The organism is Arthrobacter sp. 2RAF22, from assembly GCF_052115325.1.
Classification (GTDB): Bacteria; Actinomycetota; Actinomycetes; order Actinomycetales; family Micrococcaceae; genus Arthrobacter.
Map to the genome: position 1 here is coordinate 492,039 of NZ_JBFRGL010000001.1, position 17,063 is coordinate 509,101.

Annotated in this window: 11 protein-coding genes; 3 read left to right on the top strand and 8 right to left on the bottom strand. The window is 63.9% G+C overall.

Features of this window, described 5'->3' with window-relative positions; genetic code table 11:
- The first annotated feature begins 225 nt into the window (after positions 1-225).
- Both AB4068_RS02215 and AB4068_RS02220 read left to right on the top strand, forming a co-directional pair.
- The gene (locus tag AB4068_RS02215; protein ID WP_307052520.1) at positions 226-1,920 is read left to right on the top strand and encodes a formate--tetrahydrofolate ligase; all 1,695 of its coding nucleotides are present in this window, start codon (positions 226-228) and stop codon (positions 1,918-1,920) included.
- 168 nt (positions 1,921-2,088) lie between these two features.
- Positions 2,089-3,048: a DUF559 domain-containing protein gene (locus AB4068_RS02220; protein ID WP_332602021.1), complete on the top strand. Its 960-nt coding sequence runs from the start codon at positions 2,089-2,091 to the stop codon at positions 3,046-3,048.
- Between the two features lie 115 nt (positions 3,049-3,163).
- On the opposite strand, the gene AB4068_RS02225 is transcribed toward AB4068_RS02220, so the two are convergent.
- From AB4068_RS02225 to glmS, 8 genes are all read right to left on the bottom strand, one after another.
- Positions 3,164-4,249, bottom strand: a complete 1,086-nt coding sequence (locus tag AB4068_RS02225; RefSeq protein ID WP_059387408.1) for an inositol-3-phosphate synthase — start codon at positions 4,247-4,249, stop codon at positions 3,164-3,166.
- 166 nt (positions 4,250-4,415) lie between these two features.
- On the bottom strand, positions 4,416-5,453 hold the full coding sequence (gene mgrA, locus AB4068_RS02230) for an L-glyceraldehyde 3-phosphate reductase (protein WP_059387407.1): 1,038 nt from the start codon (positions 5,451-5,453) through the stop codon (positions 4,416-4,418).
- Positions 5,454-5,529: 76 nt separating this feature from the next.
- Entirely contained in the window at positions 5,530-7,287 is a 1,758-nt protein-coding gene (gene treZ, locus AB4068_RS02235) for a malto-oligosyltrehalose trehalohydrolase (RefSeq protein ID WP_441432554.1), read from the bottom strand.
- A 58-nt stretch (positions 7,288-7,345) separates the two neighbouring features.
- Positions 7,346-9,679, bottom strand: coding sequence for a malto-oligosyltrehalose synthase (gene treY / locus AB4068_RS02240; protein ID WP_441432555.1), 2,334 nt, complete (start codon positions 9,677-9,679; stop codon positions 7,346-7,348).
- On the bottom strand, positions 9,676-12,036 hold the full coding sequence (gene glgX, locus AB4068_RS02245) for a glycogen debranching protein GlgX (RefSeq protein WP_306958953.1): 2,361 nt from the start codon (positions 12,034-12,036) through the stop codon (positions 9,676-9,678). Before glgX ends, treY begins: the two co-directional genes overlap by 4 nt.
- Before the next feature lie 74 nt (positions 12,037-12,110).
- Positions 12,111-13,655, bottom strand: coding sequence for an NAD(P)H-hydrate epimerase (locus AB4068_RS02250; RefSeq protein ID WP_441432556.1), 1,545 nt, complete (start codon positions 13,653-13,655; stop codon positions 12,111-12,113).
- Between the two features lie 14 nt (positions 13,656-13,669).
- Positions 13,670-14,017: a holo-ACP synthase gene (locus AB4068_RS02255; protein WP_059387406.1), complete on the bottom strand. Its 348-nt coding sequence runs from the start codon at positions 14,015-14,017 to the stop codon at positions 13,670-13,672.
- Between the two features lie 4 nt (positions 14,018-14,021).
- Complete coding sequence (glmS, locus tag AB4068_RS02260) at positions 14,022-15,914, bottom strand: glutamine--fructose-6-phosphate transaminase (isomerizing) (protein WP_306958955.1); 1,893 nt, start codon at positions 15,912-15,914, stop codon at positions 14,022-14,024.
- 176 nt (positions 15,915-16,090) lie between these two features.
- Here glmS and coaA point away from each other — a divergent pair, with 176 nt between their 5' ends.
- Positions 16,091-17,059, top strand: coding sequence for a type I pantothenate kinase (coaA, locus tag AB4068_RS02265; protein WP_059387404.1), 969 nt, complete (start codon positions 16,091-16,093; stop codon positions 17,057-17,059).
- Positions 17,060-17,063: the final 4 nt, after the last annotated feature.

Consider the following 17,063-nt stretch of genomic DNA (forward strand, 5'->3'; position numbering starts at 1 on the left):
TCACAAACAAGCCCCTCCCCGGCGACCCTCGCTCACCAATGAAGGCAATCCCGACGACGCTCGCTCACCAATGAAGGCAATCCCGACGACGCCCGCTCACCAATGAAGGCAATCCCGACGACGCCCGCTCACCAATGAAGGCAATCCCGACGACGCCCGCTCACGTATGCGGACACGACTGATAGATTGTCGCGCACAGTGTTCCGCACGGATTTGAGGACAAGGATGTCTGAAAACAAGATCTTGAGCGACCTTGAAATTGCCCAGAATGCGGCGATGCGTCCCATCGAGGAGATCGCGGAGCATGCCGGGATCAACGTCGACGCGTTGGAACTCTACGGCCGGTTCAAGGCGAAAATCGATCCGGCCAAGCTCCGTCTCCCGGATGCCAAACGAGCGGGCAAGGTAGTCCTCGTCTCCGCCATGTCCCCGACGCCGGCGGGTGAGGGAAAGTCCACAACCACGGTAGGCCTCGCCGATTCTTTGGCGCGGGCCGGTCATCGCGTGATGATCGCGCTACGCGAACCGTCCCTTGGACCGATCCTGGGCATGAAGGGAGGCGCGACCGGGGGCGGCTATTCCCAGGTTCTCCCCATGGACCAGATCAACCTGCATTTCACCGGCGACTTCCACGCGATCACCTCGGCAAATAATGCCCTGATGGCCCTCGTGGACAACCACATCTTCCAGGGCAACGAGCTCAACATTGATCCACGCCGCATGACCTTCAAACGGGTTCTCGATATGAACGACCGCTCGCTTCGCGAGATCATCATCGGCTTGGGCGGGCCCGCACAAGGAGTGCCGCGACAAGACGGATTCGACATAACCGTCGCCTCCGAAATCATGGCCGTCTTCTGCCTCGCGACGGACTTGGATGACCTCCGCCAGCGCCTCGGCCGGATCACTTTCGGATACAGCTATGACCGCCAGCCGGTCACGGTGGCCGATCTCGGCGTCCAGGGTGCCCTGACCATGCTGTTGAAGGACGCCATCAAACCGAATCTCGTGCAGACCATTGCGGGAACGCCGGCCCTGGTGCACGGTGGCCCGTTCGCCAACATCGCGCACGGCTGCAACTCGCTCATCGCCACACGAACGGCCCAACAACTCGCCGACATTGTCGTCACGGAAGCGGGATTCGGCGCCGACCTCGGTGCCGAAAAGTACATGGACATCAAGTCGCGCATCGCGGACGTGGCGCCGTCCGCCGTCGTCGTGGTCGCGACTATCAGGGCTCTCAAGATGCAGGGCGGCGTCCCGAAGGAGCTGCTCAAGGAGCCCAACGTCGAGGCGCTCGCTGCCGGCGTCGAGAACTTGAAACGGCACGTGCACAATGTCGAGAAGTTTGGCGTCACACCGGTTGTTGCAATCAACAAGTTCGCGACGGACACACGCGAAGAGCTCGAATGGCTGCTGGCTTGGTGCGCCCAGGAAGGAGTCCAGGCCGCGGTGGCGGATGTGTGGGGTCGCGGCGGAGGGGGCGACGGCGGTGACGAGCTCGCGGCGAAGGTCGCCGCGGCGGTGGCGGCAGCAACGCCGTCGGGCTTCCGGCACTTGTACCCCCTTGGCCTGTCCGTTGAGGACAAGATCCGCACGATCGTGCAGGAAATCTATGGTGCCGACGGTGTGGAGTTTTCCGTCCCTGCGCTCAGGCGCCTCGCGGACATCCGGAGAAACGGCTGGAGCGGAATGCCCGTTTGCATGGCAAAGACGCAGTATTCATTCACTGACGACGCGTCCCAGTTGGGCGCCCCCAAGGGTTTCACGGTGCACGTCCGCGAGCTGATTCCCAAGACCGGGGCGGGCTTCATTGTCGCGCTGACGGGTGCTGTCATGACGATGCCGGGTTTACCTAAGGAGCCCGCCGCGATGCGAATGGACGTCGACGAGCACGGCAATCCGGTGGGTCTCTTCTGACCCTCGCTCAGCTATGGCCCCCTTTCGGGAAACGCTCGCTCACCTATAGGGCACTTTCGCGGGACGCTCGCTCACCCGTGGCGCCGGAAGGCGGCCGTACCGTCGTCCGAATCCCAGGCCTGTGGATAACTTCTGCGGGCATCCGCCCCTTTACGGCACAATGCGGGTATGCAAAACGAGCTCGCCCTTCCCGCCGAACTGCTTTCAGGACCGTTCACGCTCACCCAGGCCCAAGCCCAAGGTGTCCCGCGCGGCCGTCTGCTTCGCGCCGACGTCGAACGCGTCAGCCGTAGCCTCTACCGTCCGATCGGCTGGGACTTCGAACTTGAGTCCGCCGCACGTGCGTTGTCGGCTGCTACCCCGGGGGCCTGGATCTCGCACGTGACGGCAGCGCGCCTTCGCTCTTCCTGCCTTCCGCCGTGGCTTGCCGATTCTACGGAGCTGCACCTCAGCAAGCCCCGATCGTTGCCTGGAACCCGCCGCAAAGGCGTAATCGGGCACAGGGTGATCGCGGCCGAGAACGAGGTCGAATCGGTTGATGGAATACGGATCAGCACGCGCCCACGCACTTGGCTGGACATGGCCCGGCTGCTGCCTTTGAACGACCTCGTCTGTATGGGCGACGAGCTGATTCGAGTGCCCCGCCAGGCCCTGGAAGGACGGGACACGCCGTTCGCGACCCTTGAAGGACTGCGTGTTCTGGTGGAGCGCCATCCGAATTTGCAAGGCGTCGTCCGTGCCCGGCAGGCGCTCGAACTGATGCGCGTGGGCGCGGACTCGGCGCCGGAGTCCCTGCTTCGTTTGGCCATGCTGGACGCTGGAATCCCCGAACCCGAACTCCAGCTCAGCTTGCGAAGTGACGATCCGTTCTCGCCGTCGGCGGATTTGGGGTTCCGCCGACGGCGGGTCGCCATTCAGTACGACGGCGGCCATCACCTCGCGGAGGCCCAGACCCTCAGTGATCGACGCCGGAACAAAGCCTTCGAGGCAGCCGGATGGACCGTCCTCGTGTTCCGCAAGGACGATTTGGCAGATGGATTCGAGTCTGCCACCAAGAAGATCAAGAAGGCGCTCCGATCAGCGTGGGTCGATCCCGCCGTCGCATCCGGCTTTGCAAGCGCCGTGTAGCGAACGGGCGTTAAACGACGAACGCTCGCTCACCCGAAGGTGAGCGAGCGTCCGTCAAAAACCCGGCATAAGTGAGCGAGCGTCCCGCCAAAACCCGATATAGGTGAGCGAGCGTTTAGCGCTCGACGTCGCCGCGGATGAAGGCCTCGACCTTTTCGCGGGCGATGTCATCGTTGAACTGCTCCGGCGGGGACTTCATGAAGTAGCTGGAAGCGGAGAGCAGCGGGCCGCCGATGCCGCGGTCCAGGCCGATCTTGGCGGCGCGGATGGCGTCAATGATCACGCCGGCGGAGTTCGGGGAGTCCCAGACCTCGAGCTTGTATTCCAGCGACACCGGGGCGTCGCCGAAGTTGCGGCCTTCGAGTCGGACGAACGCCCACTTGCGGTCATCGAGCCAGGCGACGTAGTCGGACGGACCGATGTGGACGTCGTCGGCGTGCAGGACGGCTTCGACGTTGGAAGTCACGGCCTGGGTCTTGGAGATCTTCTTGGATTCCAGGCGGTCGCGCTCCAGCATGTTCTTGAAGTCCATGTTGCCGCCGACGTTGAGCTGGTACGTGCGGTCCAGCGTGACGCCGCGGTCTTCGAAGAGCTTGGCCATGACGCGGTGCGTGATGGTGGCACCGATCTGGCTCTTGATGTCATCGCCGACGATCGGCACACCAGCGGCGGTGAACTTGTCGGCCCATTCCTTGGTGCCCGCGATGAAGACCGGCAAGGCGTTGACGAAGGCAACACCGGCGTCGATGGCGCACTGGGCGTAGAAGTGCGCAGCATCCTCGGAACCCACCGGCAGGTAGCAGACCATGACGTCGGCCTTGGCTTCGCGCAGTGCGGCGACGATGTCCACTGCCTCTTCCGGAGCCTCGACGATGGTCTCGCGGTAGTACTTGCCCAGGCCATCCAGGGTGTGGCCGCGCTGCACGGTCACGCCAGTGGAAGGGACATCGGCGATCTTGATGGTGTTGTTCTCGCTGGCGCCGATGGCGTCCGCGAGGTCGAGGCCGACCTTCTTGCTGTCGACGTCGAAGGCAGCGACGAACTGGACGTCGTTGACGTGGTACTTGCCGAACTCAACATGCATCAGACCCGGAATCGTGGCCTGGGGGTCGGCATCGCGATAGTAGTGGACACCTTGGACCAGCGAAGCGGCGCAGTTACCTACGCCGACAATGGCGACACGAATCGGATGTGAAGACACGGAACTCCTTTGAGAACTAACCTCAGGTGCCTAGCGCGTCAGTACCTGTATGTACGACGGCGTCTTAAAGGCACAGCGCCATTCGGCGCTCTTAGCATTGTAGCCAACCTGAACGGGGCCGGCTTTGTTCCCAGCCGGCCCCGCAAGTGTATTAAGTTTTTCGAATCTACTTCTGCGCCCACAGATTGATGTCGGACTCGACGGCGAACTCGTCAATCGCTGTCAGTTCCTCCGACGTGAAGTCGAGGTTGTTGATCGCAGACACGGTGTCCTCCAGCTGCGCCACACTTGACGCGCCCACCAGGGCAGAGGTCACCGGCGAACCCTTCGGCTGATCGCGCAGGATCCAAGCGATCGCCATTTGGGCGAGGGTCTGGCCGCGTCCTTCCGCGATGGCGTTCAAACCACGCACCCGGCTCAGCTTTTCCTCGGTCAGCGCCGATTCGGACAAGAACCGTTCCTTGGCGGCGCGGGAGTCCGCGGGGATTCCGTTCAGGTACCGGTTGGTGAGCATCCCCTGTGCCAGCGGGGAGAAGGCGATGGATCCCGCGCCAACCTGGTCAAGCGTTTCGTAAAGGTTGGGCGAACCGTTCTCGGTCCAGCGGTTCAGCATGGAATAGCTGGGCTGGTGGATGAGGAGCGGCGTGCCCATTTCCTTGAGAATCCGGGCTGCCTCCAGGGTCTGCTCCGGGGTGTAGGAGGAGATTCCGGCATAGAGCGCCTTGCCGGAGCGGACAGCGTGGTCCAGGGCGCCCATGGTTTCTTCCAGCGGGGTTTCCGGATCGGGACGGTGGCTGTAGAAGATGTCCACGTAGTCCAGTCCCATGCGCTGCAGCGACCGGTCAAGGCTGGAGAGCAGGTACTTGCGGGAGCCCCATTCTCCGTAGGGGCCGGGCCACATGTAGTAACCGGCTTTGGTCGAAATGACGAGTTCGTCGCGGTACGGCTTGAAGTCGTCCTTCAGGTGGCGGCCGAAGTTCGTTTCAGCCGATCCGTCCGGCGGACCGTAGTTGTTGGCAAGGTCGAAGTGGTTGACACCCAGATCGAAGGCCCGGCGCAGGATGGCGCGCTGCTCTTCGAAACGCTTGTCGTCGCCGAAGTTGTGCCACAGTCCCAGCGAGATCGCGGGAAGTTTGAGGCCGCTGCGTCCGACGCGGCGGTAGGGCATGGTTTCATAGCGGTTTTCCGCAGCCGAATAAGTCATACCTACCATCCTGCCACCGCCTTCGAGGCTCGAAGCGCGATGTCCGTCATGTGGGCACGCTCACTTAAGGGCACAGTCACTCAAGGCGCACGACGGCGGCGCTCTCCCCCGGGAGGGTCAGCTCTCCGTTCCCGACGGCGGCCGCGGAGTCCGTGGCGAGCAAGACTTCACCGCCCATCGCCTTCGTCAGGGTCCGGTTCCCGAAGTTGCAAGCAACCCTCACGGCTCCCCTGCTGAGAACGAGCCATTTGTCCTCTTCGCTGAAGTCGACGTGGGTGTCGGTGAATCCACCGCCCGCAAGCTCCGGCGTCGAGCGCCTGAGGTTCGCAAGCGCCCGGTAGAGTTCCAGCAATCGGGCGTGATCGCCGTCGTGCGCTTCCTCCCACTTGAGCTTGGAGCGTTCGAAGGTCTCGGGGTCTTGGGGGTTCGGCACCAACGCGGGGTCCCAGCCCATCCGTTCGAATTCCTTGAGCCGGCCCTTTGCCGTGGCCTCTGCGAGCCATTCCTCGGGATGCGACGTGAAAAACTGCCAGGGCGTGGTCGCGCCGAATTCTTCGCCCATGAAGAGCATCGGGGTGAATGGCGACGTCATGGTCAGCACGGCGGCCAACGCGAGCCTCCCGTACGACAGGCTGGAACTCAGGCGGTCACCGGCGGCGCGGTTGCCGATTTGATCGTGGTTCTGGTTGCAGACCACCAACGCGGCAGGATGAACCAGCCCCGGGCGGATGGGGCGGCCATGGTGCCTGCCGCGGAAACTTGAGTAGCTCCCGTCGTGGAAGAAACCGTGTTCAAGCACCTTTGCCAGTGCGCCCAAGGAATCGAAATCCGCGTAGTAGCCGGCAGTCTCGCCTGTGAGGTTGACGTGCACGGCGTGGTGGAAGTCGTCGCTCCACTGACCTTCCAGGCCGTAGCCATTGGTGTCCCGGCGGTAGATGAGGCGAGGGTTGTTCAGGTCCGATTCCGCGATCAAGGTCTTGGGGACGCCAGTTTCGGCTTCGATCCCGTCCGCGAGGCTGGCGAGGTCTTCCAGGATATGGACGGCCCGCTCATCGCGGAGGGCGTGTACGGCGTCGAGGCGTAGCCCGTCCACGTGGAAGTCCGTCAACCACATAGCGGCATTGTCCAGGATGTATTGACGGACTTCGTCGGAACCGGGGCCGTCCAGATTCACTGAGTCGCCCCATGTGTTGCCTTCGCCGGACTTCAGGTAGGGGCCGAACTTCGGCAGGTAGTTCCCGCTGGGTCCCAGATGGTTGTAGACCACATCCTGGATCACACCGAGTCCGGCAGCATGCGCGGCATCCACGAATCGCTGATAGGCCTCCGGTCCGCCGTAAGCCTCGTGGACGGCGAACCACAGCACGCCGTCGTAGCCCCAGTTGTGGGCGCCGTTGAACGCATTGACAGGCAGGAGCTCCACAAAGTCGATTCCAAGTTCAACGAGGTAATCCAGCTTTCCCACGGCCGCGTCCAGGGTGCCTTCCGGCGTGAAGGTTCCGAGGTGGAGCTCATAGATGACCGCGCCGCCGAGCCCGCGCCCCGCCCAATCCGTATCGTTCCAGGCATACGACGAGGCGTCGAAGGTGCGGGAAAGAGCGTGCACCCCGTCCGGCTGGCGCTGCGATCTGGGGTCGGGAAAGGGACCCTCGCCGTTCACCAAATAGCCGTAGTCGGTCCCGGGCTCTCTTGGTACGTCCGCCGTCCACCAGCCCGCGGCGCCGTCGTCGTGCAACCGCATATCGTGGCGCTGCTCCTTCGCGAGCAGAGTGACAGATTCCGCAAACGGGGCCCATACATCGAACCGTTTCCCGGCGCTGGACTTCTCGGCCATCGCTCCCCCTCAATCGTCTTGTCCGGGCTTCGTTTGCCCGCCGTTGTTGGTGCTCCGACTAGCCAATGGGTACGAGCAAGGCCACCGGGTATCTCTGCAGAAGCCTTGCGACGTGAACCTCGCCCGGAGGGTAGCTGTTGCCTGTCAGTTCATCCCGGACCGCGCTCCCAAGACGAATGAAGGTGTCCTGCCACCCTCCGTTCCGCTCAAGCTTCCGCGGGAGCCTCGTGGCCAAAGTGATGGCACCGCCCCCGGTGGCAAGGGCGCCACGGTCGAACGCGATCAGATGTTCGGCCGCATGACCCTGGGCATCGACAGCGCTGTAACCGCCGAAAAGCTCCGGCCGGTCCCGGCGCAAGCGCAGTGCCCTGGATGTCACCAACAACTTGGCCAGCTCGTCCCGCGCTTCAGTCTGGACACCGGCGTCGAGGGCTGCGAGGGCGGCCTTCCGCCGTTCGAAGTCGACCGCGCGCCGGTTGTCCGGGTCGGTGAGTGAACGATCCCAGAACTCGGTCCCTTGGTAGACGTCCGGTACGCCCGGCATGGTCAGCTGGACCATCTTCGCCGACAGTGAGTTGGACGTCCCGTACGGGTCCACCAGGGCAACGAACTCTTCCAGGGCTGCCGTCAGCTCGGGCATATCGAAGGCGGCGTCGACGGCGGAGGCGAGCGTCGCTTCGAACGCTTCGTTCGGCTCGGTCCAGCTGGTGGAGTTGCCGGCTTCGCGGGCAGCCTTGAGGACGTAACCCTGGAGGCGTTCACGGCTGGCCGGCCACGCACCTGCGATGGCTTGCCATACGAGGGCTGCGAGTGGTCCGTCGGGAATCTGGGCCAGTTCCTGCATGCGGTCCACGAACGCTTCCCATTCGGGGACTGCCTCGGAGATCGCGGAGATCCTGGCGCGGGTGTCTTCGCTGCGCTTGGTGTCGTGCGTGGTGAGGGTGGTCATGGACAGCGGCAGCAGCGCCTGGCGACGTACCATCCGTTCGTGGAATCCGGGCGCGGACAAGGCGAATTCCGTCGGATCCGCTCCCACCTCAGTCAGCGTGCCAAGGCGTGTGTAGCGGAAAAACGCGGTGTCTTCCACGCCCTTGGCCATGACCATGCCGGAGGTCTGCTGGAAGCGGCGGCCCAGTTCATGGCTGGCCTCGAGCAGCAGCGGAAGCAGTGCCTTGATGACGGGTTCCAACTCCGGCCTGGTGCGGGCAGCCCGTTCGACGGCCTCCACCAAGGTGTCTTTGCCATACGGGAGGTAGCTCCGGTAGACGTGAAACGAAGCGATGATTTCAGCCAGCGCGTCAACCACCTCCGGGCTGGCTACCCCTGAATTGGGCAGCTCCGGAGAGTCCGGGACGAGCCGTGCGAGCCGCAGGATTTCCGAATGCAGGATGCCGTCCGTGATGCGCCGCTTGGTCCCGAGGATCATGGCTTGGTAATCGGCGGGCGAGCCGGTGCCCCGGAGCCTGGCATCCAAGGCGTCAAGGTGCGCTTCGGCGTCGGGATCCACGAAAAGGCGGTCGACGTCAGCGAGGGCGTCGTACCCGGTGGTCCCCTCACAGTCGAAGTTCTCCGGAAGTTCCTCCCCTGGCTCCAGGATCTTCTCGACGATCAGATAGGAGCCGGCCGTGGTTTCCTTCAGGCGCTCCAAGTACCCGGCCGGGTCCGCGAGCCCGTCCGGATGATCGATCCTCAGCCCGTCAACAAGCCCGCCCTGGAACCATCGGGCGATCTCCGCGTGGGCTTCATCGAAGACCCAAGGGATTTCGACGCGGATCCCGGCGAGAGTGTTTACCGCGAAGAAGCGGCGGTAATTCAGTTCGTCGTCGGCCTTTCGCCAGCCGACCAGCTCGTAGTGCTGGCGCGCATGGACGTCGCTGGCGTTGTCACCTTCGGCGTAGCTTCCTTCGGCCAGCGGGAAGCGGTGATCGAAGTAGCGCAATTCGCCGTCGACCACTTCCAGCTTGTCGACGTCGTGATCGCTCCCTAGGACCGGAAGACGGAGCTTTCCGCCGCCGAAGTCCCAGTCGACGTCGAACGCTTCCGCGTAGCGGGAGTCCCTGCCCTCTTTGAGCAGGGACCACCACCAGGCATTTTGCGGGGGCGACGCAACTCCCATGTGATTGGGGACAATGTCTACCAACACCCCGAGGCCGGCTTCCCGAGCCGCCTTGGAGAGCGCCGCGAGCCCTTCGACGCCGCCGCGCGAAGCATCAACGGTGGAGGGGTCGGTGACGTCGTAACCGTGATCCGAGCCCTCCTCCGCCGTCAGGATGGGCGACAGGTAAACCCAATCCACCCCGAGCTCGCGCAGATAACCCGTGAGGGCAGCAGCGTCCTGGAGCGTGAACGACGGCCTGATCTGGAGCCTGTACGTGGAGACGGGTGTCCTCATGATCCCCCGTTCTTGTGGGCGCGTGGCTTCCTGGGCTTCTTCGGTGCAGCGCCGGGCTTGTTTTCGGGGTCAGCCTTCGGCTCCGAAGCATGGTGCTTTTTCGGTTCAGGGGTTGCTTCCGGTACAACCTGGAGCTTCCGGGTGGACGGCGACGGTGTAGCCGGCGAAGTCAAGGAAGCCGTTTCGGTGGTGGCCGTCTGCGACAGCGCGGCGAGGGACGCGGCCACGGAATGGTCCGGGTCCGTGTCCGGGACGCTGTGTGCCCTCAGCACCACGAGTGATTTGGCCCCAACACCCAGGACTGCTTCTGCCTGCACGGGTTCGGTGTCGGCTCCGCCGCCGGCGGTGTCGATGATGATGTCCCACGCGGGTGCGTATTCGTCCGAGGGCACCTTGAAACCGACTTCGTCGTCGTGGGCGTTGAAGTACAGCAGGAAGTTGACGTCCGTGATGCGCCGGCCTTGGTTGTCCCGGCCGCGGATCCCGTCACCGTTGAGGAACACGCCCACGGAGCGGCCGAAGCCGCTGTCCCAGTCCGACGGCGTCATGGTGGTTCCGTCGACGTCAAGCCATACGATGTCCGGAAGCCGTTCGCCTTCTCCTCGCAGTACCGGGCGTCCGTCGAAGAAGCGGCTGCGCCTGAAGGTGGGGTGCTTGGCGCGCAAGGCACTGACCGCTGCCGTGAACTCCACTAGCGGCTGGTCCACGCTGTCCCAGTTGATCCACGTCAGTTCGGAATCCTGGCAGTAGCCGTTGTTGTTGCCCCGCTGCGTCCGGCCAAGCTCGTCACCGTGCAGCAGCATCGGGACACCCTGGGACAAGAGCATGGAGGCGATGAAGTTCCGCTGCTGGCGGGCACGAAGGCCAAGGACCTTCGGGTCCTCCGTGGGTCCTTCGACGCCGCAGTTCCAGGAACGGTTGTGGGATTCTCCGTCGTTGTTCCCTTCGCCGTTCGCCTCGTTGTGCTTCTCGTTGTAGGACACCAAGTCAGCCAGAGTGAATCCGTCGTGGGCCGTGACGAAGTTGATGGACGCCACCGGGCGCCGGCCGGAGTGCTCGTAAAGGTCCGCCGATCCGGTCAACCGCGAGGCGAACTCGCCCAAAGTGGAGGGCTCGCCGCGCCAGAAGTCGCGGACCGTGTCCCGGTACTTGCCGTTCCATTCCGTCCACTGCGGCGGGAAATTGCCCACCTGGTAACCGCCGGGACCGACGTCCCACGGCTCGGCGATCAGCTTGACCTGCGAAACCACGGGATCCTGCTGGATGAGTTCGAAGAAGGTGGACAGCTTGTCCACATCGTAGAACTCGCGGGCCAGCGTGGATGCGAGGTCGAAGCGGAAACCGTCCACGTGCATTTCGGTGACCCAATAGCGCAGCGAATCCATGAGCAGCTGCAGCGAATGCGGACTGCGCACGTTCAGCGAATTGCCGGTGCCCGTGTAGTCCATGTAGTGCTTCTCGTCGCCCTCCATCAGACGGTAGTACGCGGAGTTGTCGATGCCCTTGAAAGACAGCGTCGGGCCGAGGTGGTTGCCTTCGGCTGTGTGGTTGTACACGACGTCGAGAATGACCTCGATGCCGGCCCGGTGGAGGGAACGGACCATGGCCTTGAAGTCCTGGACCTGCTGGCCGGTATCGCCCTTGGAACTGTAGCTGTTGTGCGGGGCAAAGAACCCGATCGTGTTGTAACCCCAGTAGTTGTTCAGTCCTTTGTCCTGCAGGATGCCATCGTTCGTGAACTGGTGCACCGGCATGAGCTCGATCGCCGTCACCCCGAGCTTTTGCAAGTGGGAAATCACCGCCGGATGGGCCACGCCGGCGTACGTGCCGCGCTGCTCCTCAGGAACCTCGGGGTGGAGCTGGGTCAGGCCCTTGACGTGCGCCTCGTAAATCACGGACCGGTGGTACGGGATTCGCGGGAGGTGGTCCCCGTCCCAGTCGAAGAACGGGTTGATGACTACGCCCATCATCATGTGGGGCGCGGAATCCTTGTCATTGCGGGAGTCCGGATCCCCCATGTTGTACGAGAAAAGCGCCGGGTCCCAGTCGATCTGCCGGTGGATGGCCTTGGCGTACGGGTCCAGGAGGAGCTTGTTGGGATTGAAGCGCTGGCCGCTAGCAGGGTCGTACGGACCGTGCACGCGGTAGCCATACTTCTGTCCGGGCTGGACGTGCGGAAGGTAGCAATGCCATACATAGCCGTCCACCTCGCTGACGGTGTAGGAAATCTCTTCCCCATCGTCGTCGAAGAGACACAACTCCACCTTTTCCGCCTTCTCGCTGAACAGCGCGAAGTTGGTTCCCGTGCCATCGAAGGTGGCCCCCAACGGGTATGCGGATCCTGGCCAAACGTCCATGTGTTCTCCTTCATGTGCCGGATAACTTTCTGCCAGCCTAGCGAGACTATGCGACTTTCACGGAACATCCGGGATCATCCGGCGCGATGTTCCCCGAGAAATCGGAAGACGTCGGGGACCGCCCGGGCGATGCCGGAAGCGGTCAACGGGCCGCCCCTGGAGGCCGCGCTACCAGCCATTCCGTGGATGCTCGCGCCGACGGCGGCTACCGCAGCCCAGCGCTCGTCAGGGGCGATTCCCAGTGCGGCGAAGGGTCCGTCGTCGTCGAGCCCGGATTCCGCGTACGCTGCAGCCAACGCGCCGACGATCCCGCCAAGGACGTCCCCGCTGCCTGCCGTTGACATCCACGGATTTCCGTCCGACTGGCTGAAGACCCTCCCGGAAGGCGAAGCAACCACTGTTGTGGCACCTTTGAGCAGCACGACGGCGCCCGTGTGTTCGGCCGCTAGCCGGGCGAAGTGCACGGTCCGCGATTCCACGTCTTCACGCGTGACACGCACTTCACCTCGGCCAAGAAGGGCCGCGAGCTCACCGGCGTGCGGGGTGAGAATCCAGTTCGGTGGGCAGCGTTCCGGCAGGAGCTCGAGGGCTCCGGCGTCGACGACGGCGGGTTGGCCGGCACCGGACGCCGACGCCAGTACGTCACGGGCCCGCTGGAGTTGTTCGACACCGTCCAGGCCAGGACCGAGCAGCCACGCCTGGACCCGCCCGGGCTCGGCGGGCTCCCAGATGGCTTCGGGGGTCCGCGCCAGGACCTGTCGCGCGACCACTTCCGGGCCGAGGTACCGCACCATGCCCGTCCCGGCCGCCGACGCGGCCTGGACACAGAGCGCCGCAGCCCCGGTGTAGCGCCCGGAACCTGCCACGACGCCCAGGACTCCCCTGGTGTACTTCTGGGCCCGGCGCCCCGGGTCCGGAAGCACGGCGGCCAGGTCAGGGGCGGAGAAACGGCTCAGGGCAGGTGCCGGAAGATTTTCCTCGATGCCTATGGGTACCAGGATCACGCGGCCGGCACAGCCCTCACCGGGATCGGCCATCAGCCCGGCTTTGATTCCCCCTAATGCCACTGTCAGCCGCGCCGTCAATACAGGCCAGTGGACCTCGCCTGTGTCGGCGTCCACGCCGCTGGGAGTATCGCAGGCCACCACCAGGCCGGGCCTGAGTTCTTCCAAGGCGGCAACCAATTCCGCGGCCGAACCGCGGAGGCCGCCGCGGGCACCAGTGCCCAGGATCGCGTCGATGACTACGTCGTCGCCGGCAATCAGCACGGCTAGTTCTTCGGCGTTGTCCTCATCCAAAACGTGAACGCGTCCACCGGCGGCGCGGAAGGCCGCGAGGGCGTCCGGATGGGCCGAACCGGCGGTGAGTACCGCCGTCGTGCGCATGCCGCGCCTCGCGAGCGTTGCCGCGGCGAAGAGGCCGTCCCCGCCGTTGTTCCCTTTGCCGGCCAGCACCGTGACGCTCGAGCCGTACAGGCGACGGCCTTCCGAACGTAGTTCCCGGACGACGGCGTTTGCCAGACCGTAGGCTGCGCGCTGCATGAGAACAGCGCCTTCGCCGGCATCAAGAAGCGGTTGTTCCGCTGCCCTGATCTGTGTTCCGGTGAAGGCGCTGATCATGGTTGCTTGCGCTGCTACGCTTCGGCGATGACCATGGCAGTGGCGATTCCGCCATCGTGGCTCATGGACACGTGCCAGCGCTTCACGCCTATGGAATCGGCGACTGCCAGGACGGTGCCCTTCACCTTGATGGTGGGACCGTTCTGGTCCAGGCCGATCCAGCAGTCCTGCCAGTTCATGCCCGCGGGAGCTCCCAAGACCTTGGCCACGGCTTCCTTGGCCGCGAAGCGCGCGGCCAAGGACCGCGTGTTGAGCTCGCGTTCCGCGGGAACAAACAAACGGTCACGGAGGCCCGGGGTCCGCTCGAGTTGGCGCCCGAAGCGCTCTATGTCTACGACGTCTACGCCTATGCCAACAATCATGCCGTTATTCTACGGTCACGCTCTTGGCGAGGTTGCGCGGCTGGTCCACGTCGTACCCCTTGGCCTTGGCGAGCTCTGCGGCAAAAATCTGCAGCGGAACAGTGGTGAGAAGCGGCATCAGCAGGGTAGGCGTCTGGGGGACGTAGAAAACGTGCTCGGCGTAAGCCCGCACGGCTTCGTCGCCTTCCTCGGCGATCACCAGCGTGCGCGCACCGCGGGCGCGGATTTCCTGGATGTTGCTAACAACCTTCGCGTGGAGGGAATCGCGGCCCCGCGGCGAGGGAACCACCACAAAGACGGGCTGCCCTTCGTCGATCAGGGCGATCGGACCGTGCTTGAGCTCACCGGCAGCGAACCCTTCAGCGTGGATATACGCGATTTCCTTGAGCTTCAGCGCGCCCTCGAGTGCTACCGGGAAGCCCACATGGCGGCCCAGGAAGAGGACCGACTTCTCGTCCTTCATGCTGCGGGCGAGCTCGCGGAGGGGACCCGCGTTGTCGAGGATCTTCTGGATGTGGGCGGGAATCTTGCCAAGGTCCGCCAGGACGTCCTTGATCTGGCCGGAGAAGATGTTTCCGCGCAACTGGGCGAGGTAGAGGCCCAGGAGGTAGGCGGCGGTGATCTGGGCCAGGAACGCCTTGGTGGAAGCGACGGCGATCTCCGGACCGGCGTGGGTGTAGAGAACGGCGTCTGATTCACGCGGGATGGTGGATCCGTTGGTGTTGCAGATGGAGATCGTCTTGGCGCCCTGTTCGCGGGCGTAACGGACCGCCATCAGGGTGTCCATGGTCTCGCCGGACTGGCTGATGGACACCACCAGCGTGTTGGCGTCAACGATCGGGTCGCGGTAGCGGAATTCGTGCGCAAGCTCCACCTCGGTGGGGATGCGGCACCAGTTCTCGATGGCGTACTTGGCGACCATCCCGGCGTATGCGGCCGTGCCACAGGCCAGGACGATGATCTTGTTGACCTGCTTGAGCAACTCGGGGTCGATCCGGAGCTCGCTCAAAGTCAGCTGGCCGTTGATGTCCGAGCGGCCGAGGAGGGTTTGGGTGACCGCGTCGGGCTGGTCGTGGATTTCCTTCTCCATGAAGGAGCTGAAGCCGCCCTTTTCCGCAGAAGCCGGGTCCCAGTCAACGTGGTATTCCTTGCCCTGGGCGGGGGCGCCGAAGAAGTCCGTGATCTCCACGGTGTCGGCGGTGATCGTGACGATCTGGTCCTGGCCAAGCTCGACGGCGCGGCGCGTGTGGTCGATGAAACCGGAAACGTCGGAGCCAAGGAAGTTCTCGCCTTCCCCCAGTCCTACGACAAGGGGGGAATTGCGACGCGCGGCGACGACGACGTCGGGCCGTTCCGCGTGCACGGCGAGGAGCGTGAACGCGCCTTCGAGCCGCTGGCACGCGAGCTGCATCGCCTTGGTGAGCCTGCCGTTGGAGGAGTCGCCATTGAGTTGGTTGCGGAAAATATCGCCCAGCAGTGCTGCCGCCACCTCGGTGTCCGTCTCCGATTCGAAAGTGACACCCTTGGCGATGAGCTCCTGCTTGAGCTCGGCGAAGTTTTCGATAATTCCGTTGTGGATCATCGCCAGGCGCCCGCCATCGGCCAGATGCGGGTGGGCGTTCTGGTCGGTGGGTCCGCCGTGGGTGGCCCAACGGGTGTGGCCGATGCCGGTCAGCGAGTCCGGGAGCGGATTTCCCTCGAGCTCGTTCAGTAGATTGCTCAGTTTCCCGGACTTCTTCCGGGCTGTGATGGTTCCATCAGCCACCACTGCTACTCCGGCTGAATCATAGCCCCGGTATTCAAGCCTCCGGAGTCCTTCAAGTACGACGTCGAGGGCCGAGTGCCCGGCATCTGCCCGGCGGGATGAATTGCCAACGTAACCTACGATTCCACACATGCCTACAAGAGTAGCGGTTGCCCCGCGAAATGGACGTAGGATATCCGCGCCCGCAATCAGCCCAGTCCGCGGAATATGCAGGTTCATGCACCTTTTCCGGGAGAGCATGCTCACACAAAATCTGCCCGCCGTTCATGCTGTATTTCCGGATCAGCCAACGGAGGGGCAGAATCTCTATGGTGACTTTGCAACGCAACGAAGCGAACGGCGACAGCTCCTCTCCGTTCGTGGAACTGGACAGGCAGACGTGGTCCCGGCTCGGTGCGCAGATGGAGCAGCCGCTTAACGAAGAGGACATCATCCGGCTTCGCGGCCTTGGCGATCCCCTGGACATGAAGGAAATCCGCGAGGTCTACCTCCCGCTCTCCCGCTTGTTGCACCTCTATGTCCAGGCGTCACAACAGCTTCATGCAGCCACAACCACCTTTCTTGGAGAGCAGACCCAGCGCACGCCCTTCGTGATCGGCGTCGCGGGTTCGGTGGCAGTCGGCAAGTCCACTATCGCCCGCGTGCTGCGCGAGATGCTCCGCCGCTGGCCCGGCACCCCGAACGTCGAACTCATCACCACCGACGGGTTCCTGTATCCCCTCGCCGAGTTGAAGCGCCGGCACTTGCTTGAACGCAAGGGCTTTCCGGAGTCCTACGACCGCCGGGCTTTGCTTCGATTCGTGAGTGCGATCAAGGGGGGCGCCGAAGAAGTCCGGGCTCCTTGGTATTCGCACGTCACCTACGACATCGTCCCGGACAAGGAAGTAGTGGTCCGGCGGCCCGACGTCCTGATCGTCGAGGGCCTCAACGTGTTGGCCCCTGCGCGTCCCCGGCAGGACGGCCGGCAAGGCTTGGCCCTGAGCGACTTCTTTGATTTCTCCATTTACGTTGACGCCAAGACCTCCTACATCGAAGACTGGTACGTGGACCGTTTCCGCAAGCTTCGAAGCACCGCGTTCGCCCAGCCGGAATCCTACTTCCACCGTTACGCGACGCTCTCCGATGCCGAGGCCGAAGCCACTGCACGCGGCATTTGGAAGCGGATCAACGAGCCCAACCTTGAGGAAAACGTGCTCCCCACCCGCGGCCGGGCGCAACTTGTCCTCACCAAGGATGCCGACCATTCCATCCGCCGCATGCTACTCCGAAAGGTCTAGCACG